Here is a 22,519-nt window from a genome sequence, read left to right on the forward strand (position 1 = left end):
TTTTTCTTAAAATTAAAATTGAATATTAGCTCCTATTAAGAATGTTCTTGCTTGTGGATAATAAGCTCTATCAATACCAATGATATCTTGTTCTGAATTATTTCTTCCAGCAATTTCAGGATCATAACCAGTATATTTTGTGAATGTGAATACATTTTCACCAGTTATATACAATCTAACCTTGTTCATTCCAAAACGAGTTGTGACATCTTGAGGAATTGTATATCCTAATTGAATGATTTTTAAACGAACATAATCTCCTTTTTGCAAATAGTAGCTTGACATCCAAGAATAGTTATGATTAGGATCGTCTCTTGTAACTCTAGGATTATCATTAGTAGATCCTTCGCCTGTCCAACGATCCAAAATTTTTGTTTGATAATTAGCATCAAGCATATCAAGTCTTCTTAACCCTTGGAAAATTTTGTTTCCAGCTTGCCCCTGTGCAAATGCCATAAAATCAAAATTCTTATAATTCAAATTAAGAGTTAGTCCAAACGTATATTTTGGAATTGAACTACCTAAATTAATTTTATCATTGTCATCGATTTTTCCATCTCCATTGTTATCTTGCCAAATGAAATCTCCTGGTTTAGCATTTGGTAATAATAATTGCCCATTACCATTAACATAAGAATTGATTTGTGCCTGATTTTGGAAAACTCCACTATAAGTTTGTCCATAGAAAGATCCATAAGGTTGCCCAACTTCTACTCTAGAAACAGGTCCCATTGTTTGGAATGAAGCAAGATTAAAATATTCGATATCATCTTCCAGTCTCAACACCTTATTCTTAATAGTTGCAAAATTCCCATTAACTGATATTCCAAAATCATCCCAGTTCTTTTTATAACCCAATTCAATTTCAAGACCTGAGTTCTCCATATCTCCGACATTTGCCCAAGGTAAATTAGGCACACCTATATAACCAGGGACGTTGATTTGTCGCAAGATATCTGTTGTTTTCTTTTTATACCAATCGGCTGTGAACGTAAAATTATTTAATAGTTTGAAGTCAGCAGCAATATTTAACTGGCTTGTTTCTTCCCATTTTAGATTAGGGTTTTCCAAAGTACTTGGAGCATATCCGATAATGATATTGTTTCCGGAATTAGTGTAATTACTTCCGGAAACCATAAAGTTGGCAAATCTAAAGTTATCCATTTCATCATTACCTAAAACTCCATAACCTCCTCTAAGTTTTACAGTATTAATAATTTTATTCTCTGGCCAGAAATTCTCTTTATTAATATTCCATCCTAATGACATTGAAGGGAAAGTTCCCCAATGCTTGTTAGTTGCGAATTTCGAAGAACCATCTCTACGAATAGTTCCTGTAAATAAATATTTATCTGCATAATCATAGATAATTCTACCAAAATAAGATGCTTTATGAGTTCTTATCCCATCCCATCCTGTAGCAGTAATATTATCTTGAGGAATATCAAAATTGAATGAAGCATCCTGCCAGTTATCAATTGGTAAATTAGTATAAGTTAAGCTTGCTCCACCAGAAATATTATATTCATAGACTCCCTGACCTACTAACACACTTAAGTTATGATCACCAAATCTATTTTGATAAGTAAGAGTATTTTCCATACTCCATTCAAATTTATTTTGATCAACTTTATTTAAGTTATTGAACGTAGTATTATTATAATTAGGGCTTAAGTAATATTTTGGAGTAAATGCACGGCTTCCCCAATATGACTTTTTACCATTCAAGCTTGTTTTGAATGTAAGCGTTTTATGAAGTTTTAATTCTGCAAAAATGTTGGCTACAAGATCATCAGACCAACCATAATTTCCTTGTTGCAAATAACGGAAAGCGCGTGGATTGGTCATTTCTTGATTGACATATTGAGAAATACCATATGGATTACCATTAGGATCACGGATAATATATGGATTGGTATAACCACTTGGATTAACCATTGACCAATCTGTTACCACAACGGGGGTCGTAGGATCTAAGTTGACAGCAGAAGCTAAAGGTCCTCCAAATTCTTCATTAGCACTAATTCCTTGAGATTTTGTGTGTGTGTAGGCAAACGTCTGACCTATCGTTAAATAATCAGTAACTTTATGTGTTGAGTTTAATCTGGCATTTAGTCTTTTGTAATATGATATGTCACTCATAACAATTCCCGTCTGATCAAGATATCCAAAAGAAGCATAATAAGTAGATTTTTCGTTTCCTCCTGTTATACTCACCTCGTGATTAGACTTCTCTCCTGTCCCAAAAATTGTATCTTGCCAATCTGTTCCTTTCCCAAATTTTGACGGGTCAGAATAACGGATTGGCTTACCGTCATTTGAAAAAGCTTCATTAATAATTGTTGCGTATTCTGTTGCATTTAAAAGGTCAAGCTTCCTTGCTGCATTTCCAAATCCATAGAAACCGTTATAAGAAAGATTAAGTTTTCCTTTTTTACCTTTTTTAGTTGTAACAAGAATAACCCCTTTTGCTGCTGAAACCCCATAGATTGCAGACGAAGCTCCATCTTTAAGCACCTCAATACTTTCAATATCAGATTGATTTAACCAACCAATATTATCAACTACAATCCCATCAACAACCCACAAAGGACTATTACTACCCGCACCAAAACTTGTAATACCTCTCACACGAACTGTAGCTGAAGAACCAGGCTGTCCGGAATTGGTGACAACAGATACCCCGGCTGCTCTACCTTGTAATACCTGTTCTGGTTTACCCGCAGGGATGTTCTCGATATCCGAAGCTTTAATACTTGCAATGGCTCCTGTCACATTGCTTTTCTTTTGAGTCCCATAACCGATAACGACCACTTCTTCTATGGTTTTTTCTTTAGAAGTAGTATCGCTTACCTGTTGCTGAGCTGAGTAGTTGGCTGTGAAGTAAAGTACAGCTGCTAACCCAAGACATTTTGAATACTTTAAGTTCATATTTTAATTAATTTTTGTTAATCTCAAACTGAGACAATAAAAGTATCTTTTTTTTTGATACAACAAAATATTTTTTTTAAAATTTTAAAATTCCCTTTGTTTATTAGAGTTTTAACGCTGTAGTTATCATATAAAATCATTATTTTTATTATATTTGGAATCCCCAAAATGATTCTTAATGTTAATAATAAGTTAATGGGTGTTTAAATGACTGTTAATAAAAATAAAATCAAACTTCCGCTTATTCTAAGCTTTTTGATATTCTCGATGTTGCTGAACAGTATGGGAGCAATTATACTTCAGTTATCTGAGAAGATTTCATACAAAGGTTTGGGTGTTTTGGAATCTTTTAAAGATATTCCGATGGCGATAGTGTCTTTACTTTTTGTTAACCTGATCGCTAAAACTGGGAATAAAAATGCATTGATTTTTTCATTGGCATTTATTACAGTTAGTTGCATTGCATTACCTATTGTGGATGCATTTTGGTTTTTAAAGATTTGGTTGAGTATTGTCGGTGTTAGTTTTGCTTTGGCAAAGATTTCCGTTTTCAGTATTATAAAAAATAACTTCGAAGGTAAATATCTGGCAAGTACCATTAGCAGTGTTGACGCAGCTTTTATGATTGGGATATTTTTTATTAATATCTGTTTCGGAAGCTTATTAACAAGTTCCTACTCTGCTTATTGGAAATACGCTTTCTGGGTTATTGCATTATTCAGTATCATCAATATTTTGATCTTACAACCGTTAAAAATAGAAGAAGCAACCAATTACAATAGCGACAAAAAATCCGAACAATGGAAGTTTTTTTTAACTCCCAAAATCGTCATTTTTTTAATTATTGTCTTTTTTATGGTATTTGTTGAACAAAGTTTTAACTCCTGGTTACCTAGTTTTTTCAAAAATAATCTGAAACTGAGCTCTTATTTTGCTTTGCAGTCGTCCGCTTTTTTAGCATTATTTTCGTTTTTTGGAAGATTAATTACAAGCCGGTTGATTCTCAGATTTCATTGGTTTCGATATGTGCTGGTTTGCTTATTAATTGTATTTATAATTTTGGGAATTTCACAGGTTCTTATCTCCTACTTTTATAAAGACTTCAAATTTGTTTTGGTATTTGTAATGCCGATCATTGGACTATTTTTAGCGCCATTATTCCCGCTCTATAATTCGGACGTCATTAATAAAATCCCGGCAGAAAAGACCCACATTTTAGTTTCTGTCATTGTTATATTTTCCTCATTAGGAAGCTCATTAGGTTCACTTTACATGGCAATGATTTTTCATAATAATCTGAGTTATTTTTATCCGGTATTCATTTCTTTACCATTATTAATTATATTTGGACTCACTTTTTTCTTAAATAAAACTTCAATAACTGATGGCCGAAATCAATAAAATCAAACATAATCTAAAGGAATTAATAGACACCAAAGACTTTGTAGAACACGTTTCTGTGGACTGCGTTATTTTTGGCTTTCATAAGGATACCTTGAAGGTTTTATTACTCAAATATCACGATCTCGATCTTTGGGCAGTTCCGGGTGGATTTATCTTCAATGATGAAAATCTGAATGACGCTGCTGCCAGAACTTTGTATGAAAGAACGCATCTCTCGAACGTCTTTTTGGAACAATTTTATACTTTTGGAGATATCAAAAGAACAGAGAACAATACCCACCAGAAGTTATTAGAAAACAGAAATATCGAAGTCGAAAAAAATCACTGGATTTATCAGCGTTTTATCTCCGTAGGTTATTGTGCACTGGTAGATTATACACTGACGCATACGTTCCCGGATTCTTTTAATGAAGTTTGCCAATGGTTTGACATCGACAACATCCCGAATATGGCATTTGACCATCAGGAGATGATAGAAAAAGGACTGCTCTACCTCAGAAAAAATATTGATTATCAGGTGATGGGAAGTAATCTTTTGCCAGACAAATTCACGATGAAAGAACTACAGCATCTTTATGAAGCCATTCTTGGCGAACCTCTAAGACGAAATAATTTCCAAAGAAAAATGCTGAGTCTCAATATTTTGGAAAGGTTAGAAAAGCATTACAGCGGATCAGCAAATAAAGCACCGTTCTTGTATCGGTTTTTGGATAATCCTAAAATTTCAAATCCTGATTTTCTGGATCAATAAAAAAAGCAACTCAATTGAGTTGCTTTTTTGTGATCAGATTATCTTGTATTCTTTCCGTCAACTACGATTCGGTCTGGCCTGTTAGCCAGTTCCCAGGCAGTCGCGAAAACCAATTGAGTTCTTTTTTGTAACAATGGATAATCGATTTTGTCTGGCGTATCGGTCGGTTTGTGATAATCCTCGTGGATACCGTCAAAGAAAAATGCTACAGGAATGTTGTGCTTTGCGAAATTGTAATGATCCGATCTGTAATACAATCTCTGAGGATCTTTGGGATCATCATATTTATAATTCAGTTCAAGATTGACTGTTTTTTCATTAGCTGCAACATTGATTTTTTTCAATTCAGTACTCAACATTTCGGAACCGATAACATAGACATACTGTTTGCCTCTGTTTTCCGGATCGTCACGTCCAATCATATCGATATTAAGATCTGCAACTGTATTAGCCAGGGGAAAAACAGGATGATCGGAATAATATTCTGACCCAAAAAGCCCATGCTCTTCACCCGTCACGTGCAGAAAAAGAATAGAACGCTTTGGTCCGTAGCCTTTCTTTTTGGCTTCCTGAAAAGCTTCTGCAATTTCCATTACCGCCACAGTTCCGCTTCCGTCATCGTCCGCACCATTGTAGACTTCGCCTTTTTTCATCCCAACGTGGTCGTAATGAGCAGAAACTACAATTAATTCATCAGGCTTCTCCGATCCTGGAATAAATGCTAAAATATTTTCTGAATCCGGAAGTGTCTCACCGTATTTTTTCATCGCCTCAGAAGGAACTTTTTGATAATACGATCCCAAGGCTGTTGGGAAAGCAATTCCATTTTTTTTATATTGCTCAATGATATATTCGCCGGCGCGTTTTTGTCCCGGACTTCCTGTATCTCTGCCTTCCATATTGTCAGCAGCGATAACGTATAGATTCTCTTTCAGTTCAGCAGCAGTAATGCCGTTATAAGCTTCCTTAAAACCTTTTCCATCATAGCTGAAGTTTTTTGTAGAAGCACAGCTGTGGATGAGTGCCACTCCCAGCAAAAATCCGTACAGTTTAATATTTTTCATATATATCTTTTAGTATTAAGTCGATGTAATAAAACGTTTGTTACAAAGATTTTTCAACCTTTTTTAAGGGCTGATCCGGTTTTGATGAACAAAAAGATGACTATTCAAACCATTGTTGTAAAAACAACCATATGTGAACAAGTCTTATTTTTCCATCATTATTTTAAACTTTTTCTCCGAATGTTAATAAAGTTCCATTCGGATCCAGCAAAGAAAATTCTTTCATATGCCAAGGTTTGGTTTCCAGAGTTCCGTTGGGATGGATTTCTATGTTTTTTGCTTTTATCTGATCAAAGAATTTATCAATGTTATTCGATATTTTCAGATAGAGCATAAAATCTGATTTCGTAGGCATCAAATCTTTAAATTCAAAAAAATGAAGTTCGGAGTGATTATAAACAGCAATCAAATAATTGCCATAATCTGACACAAACTCAAATCCTAAGTTTGTGTAATAATCGATTGTTTTCTGCTTATCTATAAATGGCAGTTTGGGAATTATTTGTGAAATCATAATATTGAATTTTGATGTTTAAATAATTTTAAACAGGACAAAATTATGCCAATTCATCATTCCATTCTTTGATGGTTGTTTTTGCAATCAGACCTTCCTGAACAAAAGGATCACCGTTTACAAAATCTTCTGCGGCTTGCCTGTCCACAAAAATCGCCATTGCGCCTTCTCCAGGATTGGCAAAAGCGCCTGTTCCCAAAACTCTTCCGGACTTTATAAATTCCGCTTCAAACTCTTCGTGGCTAGGAAAAACTGCCATAAACTCATCCATTGTTTTGTCTGTTGCGTGCTCGTAAAATACTACTGCTTTCATATTGTATGTTTTTAATTAATTTAAATTTTACTAATATTAATGCGCTTCCAGCCAGTTATCACCAACTCCGACTTCCACCAGCAAAGGAACATTCGTTTCAAAGGCTGATTCCATTTCTTTTTTGATGAGTGATTTTGCAGCTTCCACTTCAGCGATGGGCGCTTCGAAAAGTAATTCATCGTGAACCTGCAAAAGCATTTTGGTTTCCAGTTTTTGAATTTCCAATTCGTTGTCAATTTTTATCATTGCCAATTTGATAATATCGGCTGCACTGCCTTGGATCGGCGCATTCACAGCATTTCTTTCAGCGTGGCCTTTCACGACAAAGTTTGTGGAATTAATATCTTTCAAATGACGTTTTCTGCCCAAAATTGTTTCTACATAACCGAGCTTTCTGGCTTTCTCGATTTGCTCATTCATATATTCTTTCAGTCTTGGATAGGTTTCAAAATAAGCATCGATCATTTTTTTAGCTTCGGTTCTGGAAAGTCCGGTTTGATCTGCTAAGCCAAAAGCACCTTGGCCATAAATGATACCAAAATTGACTGTTTTTGCCTGGCTTCTCTGGATTTTTGATACTTCAGACAATTCAATATTAAATAGTTTAGCCGCTGTTGAGGCGTGGATATCTTCATTATTTTGGAACGCTGCGATCATATTTTGTTCACCGGATATCTCAGCAATCAATCTTAATTCAATCTGAGAGTAATCGGCTGAAATGATTTTTTTGCCTTCATCAGTGACAAAAGCACCTCGGATCTGCTGTCCTCTCAGCGTTCTGATCGGGATGTTTTGCAAATTAGGATTAACGGAAGCTAATCTACCTGTTGCGGCTGTTGTCTGCGAAAAATTGGTGTGAACTCTGTTGTCTGACTTGTCAATCTGTCCTGGCAAAGCATCAACATAAGTTGATTTCAATTTCTGTAACGTTCTATACTCCAGGATCGACGAAATGATTTCGTGTTTCGAAGATAATTTCTGGAGAACATCTTCGGACGTGGCGTATTGCCCGGTTTTGGTTTTCTTGGCTTTCGGATCCAGCTGCATTTTCTCGAAAAGAATTTCTCCCAATTGCTTTGGCGAATTCATATTGAATTCTTCTCCTGATAGTTCAAAGATTTTTGATTCTAAAATTTTCAGATCATTTTCAAGATCCTTGCTTTCCTGAGCCAGCCAATTGTTATCGAGCTTTACGCCTATCAGTTCAATTTTTGCAAGAACTTTCATCAATGGCATTTCAACATTATAGAACAGTTCTTCCAGATTTTCTTTGGCTAACTGCGGAGCAAATAACTCATAAAGCTGAAAAGTTACATCGGCATCTTCTGCGGCATAATCGGTTTGAGTCTGGATGTCAACTTCCCGCAAAGTCAATTGGTTTTTCCCTTTTTTACCGATTAAGCTCTCGATGGAAACCGGTTTGTAATCCAGATACATCTCGGAAAGGTAATCCATCCCGTGCCGTCCGTCAGGATTCAAAAGATAGTGCGCGATCATTGTGTCGAACAATTTACCCTCTACTTCGATGTTATAATTTTTAAGAACCTTATAATCGTATTTCAGATTGTGAGCAATTTTCAGAACGTTCTGATCTTCAAAAAACGGACGAAAAATCTCAACGGTTTTCTGTGCTTCTTCCTGATTTTCAGAGATTGGAATATAATAAGCCAATCCCTTTTTGTAAGAGAAGCTCATTCCGATTAATTCCGCTTCCAACTCGTTCAGAGAAGTGGTTTCTGTATCAAAACAAACTGCTTTTTGCTTCAGAAGGTTCTCAAGAAGAATTCTTTGCGCTTTTGGGCTATCGATGTATTGATAAAGATGATCGTTCTCTGTGATGTTTGTTTTGGTGGTTGTGGCCTGTTCCAGTTGTTCAAAAGTGGCGAACAGATCCATTGTTCCGTTTTTATGAACTGTTACGGTTGCATCCACAACTTCTGTAATTGTAACTTTATCATCGTCGCCTACCATTAGTTCTTCCACATATTCTTTATTGGCAAAAGCACGATAAAGATTTTCATAAAGTCTTCGGAATTCCAGCTCATCAAAAACTTCTTTTACTTTATCGAAATCCGGAACTTCAAGGTCATATTGTTCTTCTATAAACTCAATAGGTGCATCGCAAAGTATGGTTGCTAATTTTTTGGATAACAAACCTCTTTCTGCACTGGCTTCAACTTTTTCTTTAAGCTTTCCTTTTAATGTATGGGTATTGGCCAGAAGATTTTCCATCGATCCAAATTCCTGAATGAATTTCTTTGCTGTCTTCTCACCAACACCGTCCAATCCGGGGATATTGTCAACAGCATCACCCATCATTCCAAGATAATCGATGATTTGTTTTGGATCGTTAATTTCGTACTTCGCTTTAATTTCTTCGATACCAAGAATTTCGATATCACCACCCTTCAAACCAGGTTTGTAGATCTTGATTTTATCGGTAACCAACTGTGCAAAATCCTTATCCGGCGTTACCATAAAAACGTTATAATCCTGCTTTTCTGCCTTGCAGGCAATCGTTCCAATGACGTCATCGGCTTCATAACCATCGACTCCCAAAATCGGAATGTGCATTGCCTCAAGGATTCTATGGATGTACGGAATCGCAATTAGAATTGGTTCCGGTGTATCCTGTCTGTTGGCTTTATATTCTGTAAAATCTTCGTGTCGGATATTGGTTCTTCCCACATCAAAAACAACCGCCAAATGTGTCGGGCGATCTCTTTTGATTAATTCTATCAAAGAATTAGTAAAACCAAAAATCGCCGATGTATTAATACCTTTTGTAGAAATCCTCGGATTCTTGATGAATGCAAAATACCCACGAAAAATCATGGCATAAGCATCTATGAGATATAATCTTTTGTCTGTAGAAGTCATAGAAACAAAAGTAATCAATTGTAATCGATTTTGTGAATGGTTGCATCGAAAAAATAAAAAATGTTTTTGTTAAAAAATCTTAAATTTTTGTTAGAAATAATGAAATTTGGTTGTATTTTTGCAGCATCAATACGATGAAAAAAAAATACCCTTTTTATTCTGTTTTTGTTATCTGTTTTTTTATTTCCTGTGCCAATTATGGCGACAGTCTACTCTATTTTAACAAGGATTTGAAAATTAACGGGATCAAAACTGTTCTATACTTTGAACCGGAAGTTTTCCCGGATATTGCAGAAATCAAGGAGCCTACATTTTCTGCATTTTACAATGCAACTTCCGATAAAATGAAGTCTATAGAGAATGTCAAATATCTTCAGGTTAATACAACTCTTCCTTTTGATGAGGTTGATTCTAAAATCATCAAAGAAACCTGTAAAAATAACAATGCTGATGTAGCTGTGATTCCTAAAGTTAAATATTTCAAAGTGGGTTTCGGAAAATATGTCTTTTCGAATCAGGTGGTTGTAAGTCTCAAATTGTACGATTCTAATGGCGATTTTGTCATGGAAACTTCTTATGATACTTATAAAGGAAACGCCAGATTGTTAGGAAGTGCCGAAAACTCTGTAATTATTGGAACGAAAGGTGCTATACGAAAAATGCAGAAGGAGTTGAGAAACCGACAAGTTATCCTAAGAAAAGCATCTTAATTTTACATAATCTTAATGCGGTTTTTCTTAAGTTTTTAATACTTTTGCATTGCAAAAATTTAAGAGATCGAGAATCAAGAAATCATATTGAATCCTGCTGATATTGCCGAATCGCTGAGCAAGCTGCCAGTGGAAGAACGTATTTTGCAGTTTCTGAAACTTCCCAAATCTGAAAAGGCGGAAGTTTTTTCCCATCTCGATCCTGATTTCCAGGAAGATACCATCAGAAGTATTGCCAGCCACGAGGTTTCCGACATCCTGAACGAGATGTCGCCGGATGACAGAACTCAGCTTTTCGAGGATTTTCCGGATGAATTAATTAAATATTCTATCAATCTTCTTAATCCTCAGGAGCGCAGAGTTGCTCTGAAACTTTTGGGTTACGAAGCGGATTCTATTGCACGTCTGATGACACCATATTACGTCCAGATCCGAAAAGAATGGACCGTTAAAAGATGTTTCCAGCAAATCAAAAAGGTGGGGAAGAAAGTAGAAACACTCAACTTCCTTTACGTTGTAGATGAGCGAAACCGACTCATAGATGACATCACTATTGGCTCTCTTCTATTGGCTGATGAAGAACAATTGATTTCTGAATTGTGTGACGATCATTTTGTTGCAATCAAGACGACAACTTCCAAAGAAAATGCAGTTCCGTATTTTGAGAAATATGACCGAAGTGCATTACCCATTATTACAGAGAATGGTGTTTTGGTTGGCATTGTAACAATCGACGATATTCTTGACCAAATTGAGCAACAAAATACCGAAGATATCCAGAAGTTTGGAGGCTTGGACGCTTTGGATGTACCTTATACCCAGACTTCTATCTATGAAATGGTAAAGAAAAGAGGCTTCTGGTTAGTCGTTCTTTTCTTTTCCGAGATGCTCACAGCTTCTGCAATGGGTTATTTTGAGGATGAAATACAGAAAGCTGTTGTGTTGGCGCTTTTTGTTCCTCTGATTATTTCCAGCGGAGGAAATACCGGTTCACAAGCAGCAACTTTGATTATCCGTGCGATGGCATTGCAGGAAATCACATTAAAGGATTGGTGGTATGTTATCAGAAAAGAGATTTTCACTGGTATTTTTTTAGGAAGTATTTTAGGAATTATTGGATTTCTGAGAATTGCACTTTGGCAGGAAACAGGCCTTTTCAATTATGGACAACATTGGGTTTTTGTAGGATTGAGCATTGCTTTCTCTCTGATGCTGATTGTGCTGTGGGGAACAATCTCCGGATCTATGGTTCCTTTTGTCTTAAAAAAATTGAAGCTCGATCCGGCTACTTCTTCTGCTCCTTTTGTAGCAACGCTTGTGGATGTTACAGGGTTGATCATCTACTTTTCTGTTGCAGGATTGTTTCTTACTGGAAAACTTCTGTAAAGGATTCAGAATTTTTTGATTAACTGCCAAATTTTCTATATTGCGAAGCGCGCCGGTGTCTACAAATAAAAATGCCACCTCTTTTGAGATGACATTTTAATTTTATTTTTAAGAGAAGTTACTTATTTAGCGTAATTATCTGTGTAATCTTTTTGTGACGCCAAAATCACTTTCTTAGCGTGATCTGCACCGTAAACCAAGTCGATTTTAACTTTTGCAGGCTCAGTCGGTAAGTTTTTGTAGCTTAGGAAATAGTGCAACAGACGGTTGATTTCCGCTTTTGGCAACTCGGAGATGTCTCGGATGTGACCGTAAACCTGATCCTCTACCAATACGGCAATAATCTTATCATCCGCTTCGCCTTTGTCGATCATTTGGAAACCACCGATTGGAATAGCTTCCATCAAGATATTACCGGAAGTGATATTGTGTGAGCTAAGAACGCAAATGTCCAAAGGATCGTGATCCCCTTCTGTAACGTCCGCCGCACCAGTTGCTACAGCCAGATTTTTAACTTCTTCTTCGCAATATGTTCTTGGGATGAATCCGTATAAAGCAGGAATGATATTGGAAAATTTCTGAGGACGATCCACTTTCAGGTAACCTGTTTCTTTATCTACTTCATATTTTATAGTATCTGTAGGTACAATTTCTACAAATACGTTTACAACTTCCGGAGCATTTTCTCCAGCAGAAATCCCGTGCCACGGATGTGCTTTAAAACTAGGAATCATGTTTATTTTTATATTATTTTGTTTAGTTCTTTTCTAAGATTCTCGATGGTGTCGGCAATGTAGTCTTCAGAATTGACGTAACTCATCAGAAAAACGGTTTTGAAGTCTTCTAACTTTGAGTTTTCATTCAGCTCTTCATACGTTTTATGAAGCGACTGAATGACATTATTTTTACTTGTCAGGATATCTTGCCAGGAAGATTTTGAGATATATAATTGCTGAGAAGCATTGTATTCAAATTCTTCGGTAATGTTTTTTTCTGTAAGATAAACGAACTCGTGTGGTTGAAGAGCTTTATCAAATTTCATTACAAGATTGGATGGTTTGAGTCTTTCCAGAAACAAGGTCATTCTTTCCAAAGCCTGAAGTTTGATTTCGCTATTCGATTTAGTCGCAAGGAAATTAATTTCCTGTTTTTTGAGTCTGACAAAACTGTTCACGAATTGTTTCGCAAAAACCAGAAAGGGCAATGCGATGATAACTGCAACAGCGTAAGGTAAATAATCTGAATCAAACATATCTGAAATCGGATTGCAAAATTAAGAAATTTTTAGACAATTAAGAATGATATCTTTTTTAGAATTCTGAATCACTTGATATTCCTGCAACTCTGAACCAAAACTCTTGAAAAAAACCTCAATACCACGGATGCTTCCGCCCATAAAATTAAAAGATTTGTTTTCGATATTCTCTTGTAAGATTCTGTCAATCAGGAACGATGCGCCATTGTGCTCTTTGAGCGCCTCATTATTAATTAATCCTAACAGGGAAAAAGATTTTGAGTCAGCTGTCAAAATGGTAATATTGGTCAGTTGATTTTCGAAATAGCTTCCAAACATTTTCAGTTTATTCGATTTTTTAAGAAAGAACAGATATTTTATGAAAAAGTCCAAATCGCTTTGTTTTTCTAAGCCTTTAAAATTATCGCAAGTGAATTCCAAAATCTCATCACTGATAAAAACTTCTTTAAATTCCAAATACTGTGCTGTTTTAACAGTTGACTTCCTTCCTTTGAAGTATTTTTTCCTCCTGAGAAAAGCATATTCCTGAACCGGAATAATATAATTTTTCTTGGTTGTCAAACTTTCAAAACGATTTTCGTGATTGAATTGATAATTTATGACATTATAATTCGTATTCAGATATTCCAAAAATTTTTGATTGATAACAGTATTGTTTTCTTTACTAAAAACGCCTAATTGCTGACAAAATAAAGGCATATCAACAACTTTGAATACAAGTTTTTTAGTAAAAGGAATCGGCATCACGGCTTCATAATCATTATAAACCAGGAGTTCCCAATTTTTACATAAAAAATCAAGCGTTTCTTTATCGCAATAGAAATTTTTCTGGATAGAATTTTCTACACATTGATTATATTTTTCAAAATCAATTTCTTGATAAGATAGTCGTTTGATCATAAAATTCCTTCTTCTTTGAAACTATAAAATTTATTATGAGCAATAATGATATGGTCAAGAAGCTCTATTTCCAATAATTTTCCGGCATCCTTTATTTTATTGGTGATTGTAATATCTTGCTGACTGGGTTTCAGACTTCCTGCCGGATGATTGTGAGCTATAACAATTCTTGTAGAAAAGTGTTCCAAGGCTGTTTTGAAAATTATTCTTACATCCGCTACGGAACTTGCGATTCCACCTCGAAAAAGGCAGGTTTTATATAGAATTTTATTTTGATGATTAAGAAAGACTGCCCAGAATTCTTCTGTTGGTAGATCTGAAAGATGTGGCTGTAAAATCTCGAAGATGTCTTTACTGCTGCTGATTTGTTGTCTTTCAAGAACTTCCTGTTGCGATTTTCTGTTTCCGATTTCCAAGGCTGTTGCAATAGAAATCGCTTTGGCTTCGCCCACTCCTTTGAACTTCATCAAATCTTTTATTGATAATTGACTTAGCCTGTGCCAATTGTTTTCCACCGAATTCAGAATTCTTCTTGCCAATTCCACCGCAGATTCTTCCCTATTCCCACTTCCCATAATAATAGCTAACAGTTCCGAATCCGAAACTGCGGCTTTCCCTTTCAAAAGGAATTTTTCTCTTGGGCGGTCATCTTCCGCAAGGGATTTGATGCTCAACTTGAATTATTAATTATAAATTATTAATGATCTGTCCGTCTTTCATTACCAGCTTTCTGTCGGTGCTTTCAGCTAAAACCGGATTGTGTGTGACAATTACAAAAGTCTGCTGATATTTGTCTCTTAAATCAAAAAATAACTGGTGAAGCGCATCTGCATTTTTGGAATCCAGGTTTCCGGTTGGTTCGTCAGCATAAATGATTTTTGGAGAATTAATCAAGGCTCTTGCAACAGCAACTCTTTGAGACTCACCGCCGGAAAGTTCAGAAGGTTTGTGATGCAACCTGTGTGCAATATTGAGATCTTCGAAAAGCGAATGTGCTTTTTCGATCACATTTTTTTCCGCAATTCCTCCGATTTTTGTCGGCAACAAAACATTTTCAAGTGCAGTGAATTCTGGTAAAAGCTGATGGTTCTGAAAAACAAATCCAATATTTTTATTACGAAATTTTGACAATTCCCTATCCTTCATATTTAGAAAGGAATTCCCATCTAATGAGATTTCTGTTCCGTAATTACCAATGTCAGAAGGTTTATCCAACGTTCCCAGAATTTGAAGCAATGTTGATTTTCCGGCTCCGGATTCTCCGACAATAGAGACAACTTCGCTTGGTTTGATATGGATATCGACACCTTTCAGAACCTCCAGAGTTCCGTAGAATTTATGTATATTTTTTGCTCGAATCATTATTTTCAATAGGTTGATGTGATCATTTGTTAATTCAATAATTAAAAAAACATTGTCAGATTATCGAATCGCCATACTATCAGATTATATCATTTAAATCTTGGTTAATTTAGCAAATTTCAGAATAAGGTTTTTCTCGCCTTCATTACTGAAAATAACTTTAGCTTTGATATTCTGAGGATCGGTTCCGTCCAGAAAAGTCACTTCTCCAATACCAAAACGGTCGTGGCGAACTTTGTCACCTACTTCTATATTTTCTGAAGATGAGCCGCTTGGATTGATAATCTTAGCCGTGGCGACAGGTTTTAAAGTCTTTTTTGGTGGTGGATTATTGATATTTCTCTCCAGCGTTTTTTTCTCCTCTTTCTTTTTGAAAAATCTAGGTTCAGACGGCCTTTCATCAAAAATATTAGAATTGATTCCGGAATTGTTCACAAATCTTGCTTCCAGCATTGGGTTGATGAATTCTATATATTTCGAATCCACTTCGCTCAAAAATCTTGACGGTTCCGAATCTGTAATTTTTCCCCATTGGAAACGGGAAACGGCATAAGTGAAATAAGCCTGCTTTTCCGCTCTTGTCAATGCGACATAGAACAAACGTCTTTCCTCTTCGAGTTCTTCTCTCGTGGATGAGCTCATAAAACTTGGAAACAAATTTTCTTCTAATCCTACGAGGTAAACTACAGGAAATTCCAGACCTTTCGATAAGTGAATGGTCATCAGCGACACTTTTTCGCCCTCATCTTTATCGTTCTGAGTATCGGATGACAATGCAATATTTTCAAGGAAATTGGACAAGCTTGGGTCGCCGTCCTCAATCTGTCTTTGTTCCTCAATAAAACCCTGCATCGAGTTCAATAATTCCTGGATATTTTCAACTCTGGAAATACCTTCTGGCGTTTGGTCTTCTTTTAAAAATTTAATCAAACTGCTTCGTTTCGCCACTTCCATTGCGACATCATAAACATTCTCTGTTTTCAGCATCACCTGAAACGCTTTTATCATCGCCCAAAAATCGCCGAGTTTAGTGATAATTCCGTTATTTAAACCTAATTGTGGCGCGTAAAAACCGAGATTGTCCAAAACCTGAGTTATCGGAACATTGTGGGAATCTGCAAAAACAATCAGTTTATTTTGCGTTGTTTCTCCAATACCTCTTGCGGGATAATTGATGATTCTTGACAAGGCTTCGGAATCATTTTCATTAACCAAAATTCTGAGGTAAGCCAATAGATCCTTGACTTCTTTTCTTTGATAGAAAGATAATCCGCCATAAACTCTGTAAGGAATATTCTTCTTTCTGAGCGCATCTTCAAAAGCTCTGGTCTGCGAGTTGGTTCTGTAAAGAATCGCAAAATCTGAGAATTTTCGTTGTTGTGTGTTATGCAACTCGAAGATATTGGCAGAAACAAAATTCGCTTCGTCCGCATCAGAAAGACTTCGGTAAACTTTTATTTTCTCGCCGACTTCATTTTCGCTGAAAACATTTTTCTTGAATTGTTGTAAATTTTTAGAAATCACAACATTGGCTGCATCTACAATATTCTGGGTAGAACGGTAATTCTGTTCCAGAGAAACGGTTACCGCATCGGGGTAATCTTTCTTGAAATTCAGAATGTTGTAAATATTAGCGCCACGAAATGAATAGATCGACTGTGCATCGTCTCCAACGACACAGATATTCTCGAATTTGGAAGCTAAAGCTTTGACAATCAAATATTGAGAATGGTTTGTATCCTGATACTCATCTACCAGAATGTATCGGAATCTGTCCTGATACTTGGCTAAAACTTCAGGAAAACGCGTCAATAATTCGTTGGTTTTCAATAATAAGTCATCGAAATCCATTGCGCCGTTTTTGAAACAGGCTTCGACATATTTTCTGTAAATTTCACCAATCAATCTCATATTCGCTCTTTCATCAGCTTCCATCAATTCCGGGTTGTTGAAATAGGCGTTAACCGTAATCAGATTATTTTTGTATTGAGAAATTCTCGCCAAAACTTTCTTTGGCTTATAAATTTCCGCATCAACGTTCATATCTTTTATCACCTTCTTCAAAACATTGAGAGCGTCCTGTGCATCATAAATCGTAAAATTGGAAGGATAACCGAGATAATGCGCCTCGCTTCTGAGAATCCGTGCAAAAACCGAGTGAAATGTGCCCATCCAGAGTGACCTCGCATCGCTAACGCCAACGACTTTTGCGATACGTTCTTTCATCTCTTTTGCTGCTTTGTTGGTAAAGGTCAAAGCCAGAATATTGAAAGGGTCAACACCATTGGTAATCAGATGCGCAATCCTCATCGTCAGAACTCTGGTCTTGCCGGAACCTGCGCCCGCCAAAACCATCAACGGTCCTTGTAACGTAGTAACTGCCTCAAACTGTGCTTCATTTAATCCTTTCAGATAATCCATTATAGTCTCAAAATTTTAAGATAACAAAAATAGCGATTTTTATGCAATTTCTCATTTCATTAGCATTTGAATTTCCGCGATTAATGGGTAATTTTGCACTTGCAAAAAATAGTTTTTCAAATCGCTGTTTCTAATTCTAAAAGTTAAATCAATCCATTGAAAATCAATATAAAAAAAGAAATCGGTTCATTTTTTGAACTGAAACCTTCGCCCAGAAGCTGGCACATTCCTTTTCTTGCGGGACTTTCTGTTGGTATTCCTTTGATATTCGGATATTATTCCGGAGATGTAAAAGCTTCATTAACAGCAAGTCTGGCAGGCTTGGTAATTCTTTACATCCCGAATACAAAAGATATTTTTGAAATGATGATGAAGATGTTTGTCTGTTCTTTCGGAATGATTATTTCTTACATTTTCGGTTTGGTTTTTAGTTTCAATATGTGGATTGCACCTTTAGCTTTCGGGGTTTTTTCAGCAATAGCTTATTATATTGTCCGGTATTTCAATCTAAAACCTCCGGGAGGCTTTTTCTTTATTATGATGGCTTCTATGGCTATCGGACTTCCCCACAATCCGGAAGCTATTCCGCAGAAAATCGGAGTTTTCACCATCGGAACTTTGAATGCTTGTCTTATTTGCTTGATTTATACTTTATTAAAATCCAAAAAAGAACCTAGTAAAAATGTAACTACGCTCCAGATCAATCCGTATATTAATCTTGTAGAATCACAAATTATCGGGATCTGTATGTCTGCTTCGGTTTTGATTGGACAGATTTTTAAATTGGATTATCCTTACTGGATTCCGGTTTCCAGCTTGGCAGTTTTACAAGGTGTCAACCAATATCACATCTGGAAACGTGGTTTTCACAGGATTATTGGTACATTGATAGGTCTTGTGATGGCGTGGTTTATATTTTCTTACATTAATGATACGTTGTGGATTTGCATTGCGATTATCTGTCTTCAGATTATCGTGGAAATGCTGATTACGAGACATTATGCGCTGGCTGTAATATTTCTTACTCCAATGGGAATTCTTCTTGCTGAAACCGGAAGCTCTACTTCACTTAATCCTGATTATCTTTTAAAAATGAGATTGTTGGAGATTTTAATCGGTAGCGCAATTGGTTGTGTTGGCGGTTGGTTTTTGTATAACGAAAGGATCAGATTTAATTCTATCAAACATTTGAGAAGGTCGAAGGTTGTATTAAGAAAAAGCTTTCGAAAATAAAAAGGTTAAAAATTATTCTAATTTATACTTAATATCAATGTAAAAATCATCAATATTGCTAATCCAATTATTGACCAATTAGCCGTAGAAAGTTGAGTCTTATTGCTTTTTTTGAGTTTAGAAGCTTCCATTATCATCAGACTAAACCAACCAACCACAATTAAAATTGCTAAAACGCCCAAAATAATTTGCGAATCGTAAGCGGCCACAAACAAAAGCACACAACTCGCAACAGCTGCAACTAAGAGAATTACAGTTCTTACTAATATATGGATTATGATTGTCTGATTGTTAATTTGAACACTTGGCTTGTCCTCGTTATCCTCCTTGATATCAAACAACTCATTGAATTCTTCATTCATATTACTTCTGTTTTTGATATAATTTAATGAAAAAAGCGGTAAGTCCGGCATAAGCCAAAACCTGTAACATGCTGCTTATCATATACATATTTTGTGAAAAACCTACCTGAGGAAATATGTAAATTAATTGAGTTAAGGTCAGAATTGCTAAAGAAATAATGGCTATTAGTGTGTGATTTTTCATCTAAGTTTTTTTAGTAGTTAATCTTTCAACTAATATCGGCAATTTTTTTGAAACATTCTCTAATGAGTATAATTGAAAATCAAATCTCTGATTTTTCACTTCGGAAAATTGAGTTTGTAAATCCTTTTTTTCTTTGTTAATAAATTCTAAATCAGAGTTATATGTTTCTGGGAAAATAGCTGGTTTTGCGTATTTTATTGCATCTCCAATATTACCGCTGATTTTAGTTTTTCCGTAGATTTCTTTGACAGAGAAAAATTCAGTTTCATTTTGAATTGGACAATATAAAACATCTGCTTTTCTCATACAATTATCAAATTCTTGCTGAGGAATTTTATATTCAAAAAACTGTATTTTTATAAATTGCGGAAGTTTATCTACAATTGACTTTAATTTTTCTAATTCTTTTCCGGAAGCTTTCCCCAGGAAAATAATTTCATAATTGATTCCGGTATTTTCAAAGTTTTTTAATTTGTCAAGAAACGAGTTATAATCCCTCCTACTTTGCGAAACTGCGCCCGGAACTACAATCCTGATTGTTTCCGTATCTGATTTTTCGGAATCAAATTGATTAAAATAAACCGGCAAAAATTCCAGATTATTTTTTTGAGAAACCAATTCGTCGATTCCCAAAAGATATTTTGATTTTTGATAGACTTTCGGAGCCTCCAAAAGTCCTTCCTTTAGGAATAATTTGAGCCTGTACTTGAAATCGTTTTTAAAAATACTTTTAAACAATTCCCATTTTGGAGCTTTGGTAAAATTAAGATTATGAACAAGAATTGCCGTATTGAATTTCTTTACAATCGCTTTGTAGAAAATGAAATGCCGATGAATGGTTCCAATAATAATCAAGTCATATTTTTCCTTCTCCAATGTTTCCAAAAGCTGAGAATAATCGGTGAGAAATACATTTGGTTTGTGAATGTTCAACAGGTTAAAAATCTTTTCCGAGAAATAGAAATCAACAGAAAATTCCGATGAATCTTTTGTCAATTCGTAGAAGTTAGCAGCTAATTCTGCGTGTGTATCCAGTTCTATGTAAGCTATTTTTTTCATAATCCGAAGTTTTTGAAAAACTCTTTCCAGCGTAGATTTCGGATAAATTGGATTTCTTCTTGGCTTAGATTGCGTTGGTCTTTTTGTTTCAGAAAAGATTTGATAGTGATAAAAAATTCTTTTGCAGAATGATTTTTGAAACTGGATTTTGCAGAAGAAATCATGGCCAAAGGCAAACTCAACCCGATATTATAAAAGTATTGACCCAATTTTTCTGCTTTTTGGTCTTTGTATTTATAAGCAGTTGGCCTTAGATGCTTTACCCAAAGGTCTTTGATTGTGACTACTTCCCAATTACTTTTTTTTGCTAACAAAATATCCAAATTGTCCCAGCCCAAAACAGCTCTTAAGCCATTCATATCTTCGAAACATTCTTTTCTATAAGCTTTTATCGGACCACGAACGTGGTTTTTGGAAGACAAATTTTCAAAAATCCAATCGTGATTATTGTTGCTGAAATCTAACCAGTTTTCATTCGGATTTCTGAGGTTCTTGATTTCAGGATTTTGCTTGTAATTTTTGATATAAACCAAACCGGAAACAATTCCGGCTTTTGGATCTGACTCGAAAATCTGATTGATCTTTTCCAAATAATTCTGAGGAAAGATGATATCTGCATCGTATTTACAAATGACATCAAAACTTTTCCAATCAACAGATCCTAAACCTTTATTAAAAGTTTTCACAACCTTTGCTCCAGGTTCATGTTCAGATTTTTCTAAGTTCAAAACCTTGAATCTTGAATCTTGAGCCTTAAAATTATTAATGATTTCGGAGGTTCTATCGGTAGAACCATCATTCACAATTACACAAACGAAGTCTTGAAAACTTTGATTCTTAAGAGATTCCAAGCATTGAGAAATGTTTTTCTCTTCGTTGTGGGCAGGAATGATGATAAGAAATTTCATTTAGAAAGGATTCGATTTCAGATTGACTTCAAATAAAAATTCTGGTGTTTTAGGGCTTTCAAAAGTTGACGTTTTAAAATTTTCTTTTGTGAAAACGGCGCACATTGTATTTTGTGGATGGTAAAGGTTTTTATGAAATTCTTTCGGAGTCCCGTCCAGAATGGCTTTGAAAACTTCATAACGGATTTTCTCCGGATTGTAAGCGTAATCGTGCCAAACCACAACCGAATTTTCGTGGACAAGATGTTTGAAAACCTGTTCTGTGTCGTGTTTTACCATCTCGTAAGAATGATCACCGTCAATGAAGATCAGATCATATTTTTTACCCAGTCCGGCAAAATCAAAGGTTTTTGTATTGCCTTCCAGATGCAAAATTTTTGAATTTTTCTTGGACAAAACGCCGTGTAATTCTGCATATCTTCTATTCCAGCCCATTGCTTCCATTTCGGCTTTGGAAAGGTTTAGCGTGGTACAGTCATCAATCTCTTTAGCGATGTTCCAAACACTTTCTCCTCTCCAGGTTCCGATTTCGAAATATGAATTTTTTCCTTTCGCAAGAGTCTTTAATAAAGCTAAATCCGTGGGAAGTGAACCGCCATCAAGAATAAACAGATCGACATTAGATTCAAAATTACCGTTAGAAATTTCGTCAAGAGAAACTTCGGGCAGGCTTAATAGTTGAGGATATTTTTTTTGAAATTCGAATTTTCTGATATCGTTCTGATCAAGAATCAGATTAACAAGGCTTGGCTCCTTTATAATATACTGAATTGATTTTATTAGCTTTTGAAGTTTTGTCATTACAAAATTGGCAATTAATTTATCGTTCCAAAATGGATTAAAAGCCGAAAGTTACAGATTTTTCTAATATTTCTGATGATT

The 22,519-nt window shown here is 35.5% G+C and carries 21 protein-coding genes; 5 read left to right on the top strand and 16 right to left on the bottom strand.

Going from position 1 to position 22,519, the window contains the following annotated elements:
- Positions 1-12: 12 nt before the first annotated feature.
- A complete protein-coding gene (locus BXY58_RS12680; RefSeq protein WP_120214234.1) occupies positions 13-2,931 on the bottom strand; it encodes a SusC/RagA family TonB-linked outer membrane protein in 2,919 nt (972 codons plus the stop codon).
- Positions 2,932-3,138: 207 nt separating this feature from the next.
- Here BXY58_RS12680 and BXY58_RS12685 point away from each other — a divergent pair, with 207 nt between their 5' ends.
- Both BXY58_RS12685 and BXY58_RS12690 read left to right on the top strand, forming a co-directional pair.
- The gene (locus BXY58_RS12685; RefSeq protein ID WP_120214235.1) at positions 3,139-4,332 is read left to right on the top strand and encodes an MFS transporter; all 1,194 of its coding nucleotides are present in this window, start codon (positions 3,139-3,141) and stop codon (positions 4,330-4,332) included.
- Entirely contained in the window at positions 4,316-5,086 is a 771-nt protein-coding gene (locus tag BXY58_RS12690; protein ID WP_120214236.1) for an NUDIX hydrolase, read from the top strand. Before BXY58_RS12685 ends, BXY58_RS12690 begins: the two co-directional genes overlap by 17 nt.
- A 38-nt stretch (positions 5,087-5,124) precedes the next feature.
- Here the strand turns inward: BXY58_RS12690 and BXY58_RS12695 are convergent, their stop codons facing one another.
- The 4 genes from BXY58_RS12695 to polA form a co-directional block, all read right to left on the bottom strand.
- The gene (locus BXY58_RS12695) at positions 5,125-6,150 is read right to left on the bottom strand and encodes a M28 family metallopeptidase (RefSeq protein ID WP_120214237.1); all 1,026 of its coding nucleotides are present in this window, start codon (positions 6,148-6,150) and stop codon (positions 5,125-5,127) included.
- Positions 6,151-6,313: 163 nt separating this feature from the next.
- Entirely contained in the window at positions 6,314-6,664 is a 351-nt protein-coding gene (locus tag BXY58_RS12700; protein WP_120214238.1) for a bleomycin resistance protein, read from the bottom strand.
- A 43-nt stretch (positions 6,665-6,707) separates the two neighbouring features.
- The gene (locus tag BXY58_RS12705) at positions 6,708-6,977 is read right to left on the bottom strand and encodes a YciI family protein (RefSeq protein WP_120214239.1); all 270 of its coding nucleotides are present in this window, start codon (positions 6,975-6,977) and stop codon (positions 6,708-6,710) included.
- Positions 6,978-7,013: 36 nt separating this feature from the next.
- Positions 7,014-9,857 carry a DNA polymerase I gene (polA, locus tag BXY58_RS12710; protein WP_120214240.1) on the bottom strand — a complete coding sequence of 948 codons (2,844 nt, stop codon included), beginning with the start codon at positions 9,855-9,857 and terminating at the stop codon, positions 7,014-7,016.
- 134 nt (positions 9,858-9,991) lie between these two features.
- Between polA and BXY58_RS12715 the strand changes: the two genes are divergently transcribed.
- Both BXY58_RS12715 and mgtE read left to right on the top strand, forming a co-directional pair.
- Positions 9,992-10,567 carry a pyruvate decarboxylase gene (locus BXY58_RS12715; RefSeq protein WP_120214241.1) on the top strand — a complete coding sequence of 192 codons (576 nt, stop codon included), beginning with the start codon at positions 9,992-9,994 and terminating at the stop codon, positions 10,565-10,567.
- Between the two features lie 87 nt (positions 10,568-10,654).
- Entirely contained in the window at positions 10,655-11,953 is a 1,299-nt protein-coding gene (gene mgtE / locus BXY58_RS12720; RefSeq protein ID WP_229728459.1) for a magnesium transporter, read from the top strand.
- Positions 11,954-12,075: 122 nt separating this feature from the next.
- Here the strand turns inward: mgtE and BXY58_RS12725 are convergent, their stop codons facing one another.
- The 6 genes from BXY58_RS12725 to BXY58_RS12750 form a co-directional block, all read right to left on the bottom strand.
- Positions 12,076-12,687, bottom strand: coding sequence for an inorganic pyrophosphatase (locus BXY58_RS12725; protein ID WP_120214243.1), 612 nt, complete (start codon positions 12,685-12,687; stop codon positions 12,076-12,078).
- An 8-nt stretch (positions 12,688-12,695) separates the two neighbouring features.
- Positions 12,696-13,205: a DUF7935 family protein gene (locus BXY58_RS12730; RefSeq protein WP_120214244.1), complete on the bottom strand. Its 510-nt coding sequence runs from the start codon at positions 13,203-13,205 to the stop codon at positions 12,696-12,698.
- A 21-nt stretch (positions 13,206-13,226) separates the two neighbouring features.
- Complete coding sequence (locus BXY58_RS12735; RefSeq protein WP_120214245.1) at positions 13,227-14,108, bottom strand: hypothetical protein; 882 nt, start codon at positions 14,106-14,108, stop codon at positions 13,227-13,229.
- A complete protein-coding gene (gene radC, locus BXY58_RS12740) occupies positions 14,105-14,782 on the bottom strand; it encodes a RadC family protein (RefSeq protein ID WP_120214246.1) in 678 nt (225 codons plus the stop codon). The genes BXY58_RS12735 and radC overlap by 4 nt, the downstream gene beginning before the upstream one ends.
- A gap of 13 nt (positions 14,783-14,795) precedes the next feature.
- The gene (locus BXY58_RS12745) at positions 14,796-15,470 is read right to left on the bottom strand and encodes an ABC transporter ATP-binding protein (RefSeq protein WP_120214247.1); all 675 of its coding nucleotides are present in this window, start codon (positions 15,468-15,470) and stop codon (positions 14,796-14,798) included.
- A 93-nt stretch (positions 15,471-15,563) separates the two neighbouring features.
- On the bottom strand, positions 15,564-17,891 hold the full coding sequence (locus BXY58_RS12750) for an ATP-dependent helicase (protein ID WP_120214248.1): 2,328 nt from the start codon (positions 17,889-17,891) through the stop codon (positions 15,564-15,566).
- Positions 17,892-18,047: 156 nt separating this feature from the next.
- Between BXY58_RS12750 and BXY58_RS12755 the strand changes: the two genes are divergently transcribed.
- Positions 18,048-19,124 (top strand): FUSC family protein, encoded by a 1,077-nt coding sequence (locus tag BXY58_RS12755; protein WP_120214249.1) that lies wholly within the window; start codon positions 18,048-18,050, stop codon positions 19,122-19,124.
- 17 nt (positions 19,125-19,141) lie between these two features.
- On the opposite strand, the gene BXY58_RS12760 is transcribed toward BXY58_RS12755, so the two are convergent.
- From BXY58_RS12760 to BXY58_RS12780, 5 genes are read right to left on the bottom strand one after another with little or no spacing between them, the layout of a single operon-like run.
- Positions 19,142-19,486 (bottom strand): hypothetical protein, encoded by a 345-nt coding sequence (locus BXY58_RS12760; protein WP_120214250.1) that lies wholly within the window; start codon positions 19,484-19,486, stop codon positions 19,142-19,144.
- A 1-nt stretch (position 19,487) separates the two neighbouring features.
- Positions 19,488-19,670 (bottom strand): hypothetical protein, encoded by a 183-nt coding sequence (locus BXY58_RS12765; RefSeq protein ID WP_120214251.1) that lies wholly within the window; start codon positions 19,668-19,670, stop codon positions 19,488-19,490.
- Entirely contained in the window at positions 19,671-20,729 is a 1,059-nt protein-coding gene (locus BXY58_RS12770; protein ID WP_120214252.1) for a hypothetical protein, read from the bottom strand.
- Entirely contained in the window at positions 20,726-21,637 is a 912-nt protein-coding gene (locus BXY58_RS12775) for a glycosyltransferase family 2 protein (protein ID WP_120214253.1), read from the bottom strand. The genes BXY58_RS12770 and BXY58_RS12775 overlap by 4 nt, the downstream gene beginning before the upstream one ends.
- Positions 21,638-22,438, bottom strand: a complete 801-nt coding sequence (locus tag BXY58_RS12780) for a class I SAM-dependent methyltransferase (protein WP_120214254.1) — start codon at positions 22,436-22,438, stop codon at positions 21,638-21,640.
- Positions 22,439-22,519 lie beyond the last annotated feature (81 nt).

Source organism: Epilithonimonas arachidiradicis (assembly GCF_003610695.1).
GTDB lineage: Bacteria > Bacteroidota > Bacteroidia > Flavobacteriales > Weeksellaceae > Epilithonimonas > Epilithonimonas arachidiradicis.

What these genes read in the sequence shown, in the direction of transcription:
- BXY58_RS12680 (WP_120214234.1), bottom strand. Translation starts at nt 2,931, where the DNA reads ATGAACTTAAAGTATTCAAAATGTCTTGGGTTAGCAGCTGTACTTTAC.
- BXY58_RS12685 (WP_120214235.1), top strand. Translation starts at nt 3,139, where the DNA reads ATGACTGTTAATAAAAATAAAATCAAACTTCCGCTTATTCTAAGCTTT.
- BXY58_RS12690 (WP_120214236.1), top strand. Translation starts at nt 4,316, where the DNA reads ATGGCCGAAATCAATAAAATCAAACATAATCTAAAGGAATTAATAGAC.
- BXY58_RS12695 (WP_120214237.1), bottom strand. Translation starts at nt 6,150, where the DNA reads ATGAAAAATATTAAACTGTACGGATTTTTGCTGGGAGTGGCACTCATC.
- BXY58_RS12700 (WP_120214238.1), bottom strand. Translation starts at nt 6,664, where the DNA reads ATGATTTCACAAATAATTCCCAAACTGCCATTTATAGATAAGCAGAAA.
- BXY58_RS12705 (WP_120214239.1), bottom strand. Translation starts at nt 6,977, where the DNA reads ATGAAAGCAGTAGTATTTTACGAGCACGCAACAGACAAAACAATGGAT.
- polA (WP_120214240.1), bottom strand. Translation starts at nt 9,857, where the DNA reads ATGACTTCTACAGACAAAAGATTATATCTCATAGATGCTTATGCCATG.
- BXY58_RS12715 (WP_120214241.1), top strand. Translation starts at nt 9,992, where the DNA reads ATGAAAAAAAAATACCCTTTTTATTCTGTTTTTGTTATCTGTTTTTTT.
- BXY58_RS12725 (WP_120214243.1), bottom strand. Translation starts at nt 12,687, where the DNA reads ATGATTCCTAGTTTTAAAGCACATCCGTGGCACGGGATTTCTGCTGGA.
- BXY58_RS12730 (WP_120214244.1), bottom strand. Translation starts at nt 13,205, where the DNA reads ATGTTTGATTCAGATTATTTACCTTACGCTGTTGCAGTTATCATCGCA.
- BXY58_RS12735 (WP_120214245.1), bottom strand. Translation starts at nt 14,108, where the DNA reads ATGATCAAACGACTATCTTATCAAGAAATTGATTTTGAAAAATATAAT.
- BXY58_RS12745 (WP_120214247.1), bottom strand. Translation starts at nt 15,470, where the DNA reads ATGATTCGAGCAAAAAATATACATAAATTCTACGGAACTCTGGAGGTT.
- BXY58_RS12750 (WP_120214248.1), bottom strand. Translation starts at nt 17,891, where the DNA reads ATGGATTATCTGAAAGGATTAAATGAAGCACAGTTTGAGGCAGTTACT.
- BXY58_RS12760 (WP_120214250.1), bottom strand. Translation starts at nt 19,486, where the DNA reads ATGAATGAAGAATTCAATGAGTTGTTTGATATCAAGGAGGATAACGAG.
- BXY58_RS12765 (WP_120214251.1), bottom strand. Translation starts at nt 19,670, where the DNA reads ATGAAAAATCACACACTAATAGCCATTATTTCTTTAGCAATTCTGACC.
- BXY58_RS12770 (WP_120214252.1), bottom strand. Translation starts at nt 20,729, where the DNA reads ATGAAAAAAATAGCTTACATAGAACTGGATACACACGCAGAATTAGCT.
- BXY58_RS12775 (WP_120214253.1), bottom strand. Translation starts at nt 21,637, where the DNA reads ATGAAATTTCTTATCATCATTCCTGCCCACAACGAAGAGAAAAACATT.
- BXY58_RS12780 (WP_120214254.1), bottom strand. Translation starts at nt 22,438, where the DNA reads ATGACAAAACTTCAAAAGCTAATAAAATCAATTCAGTATATTATAAAG.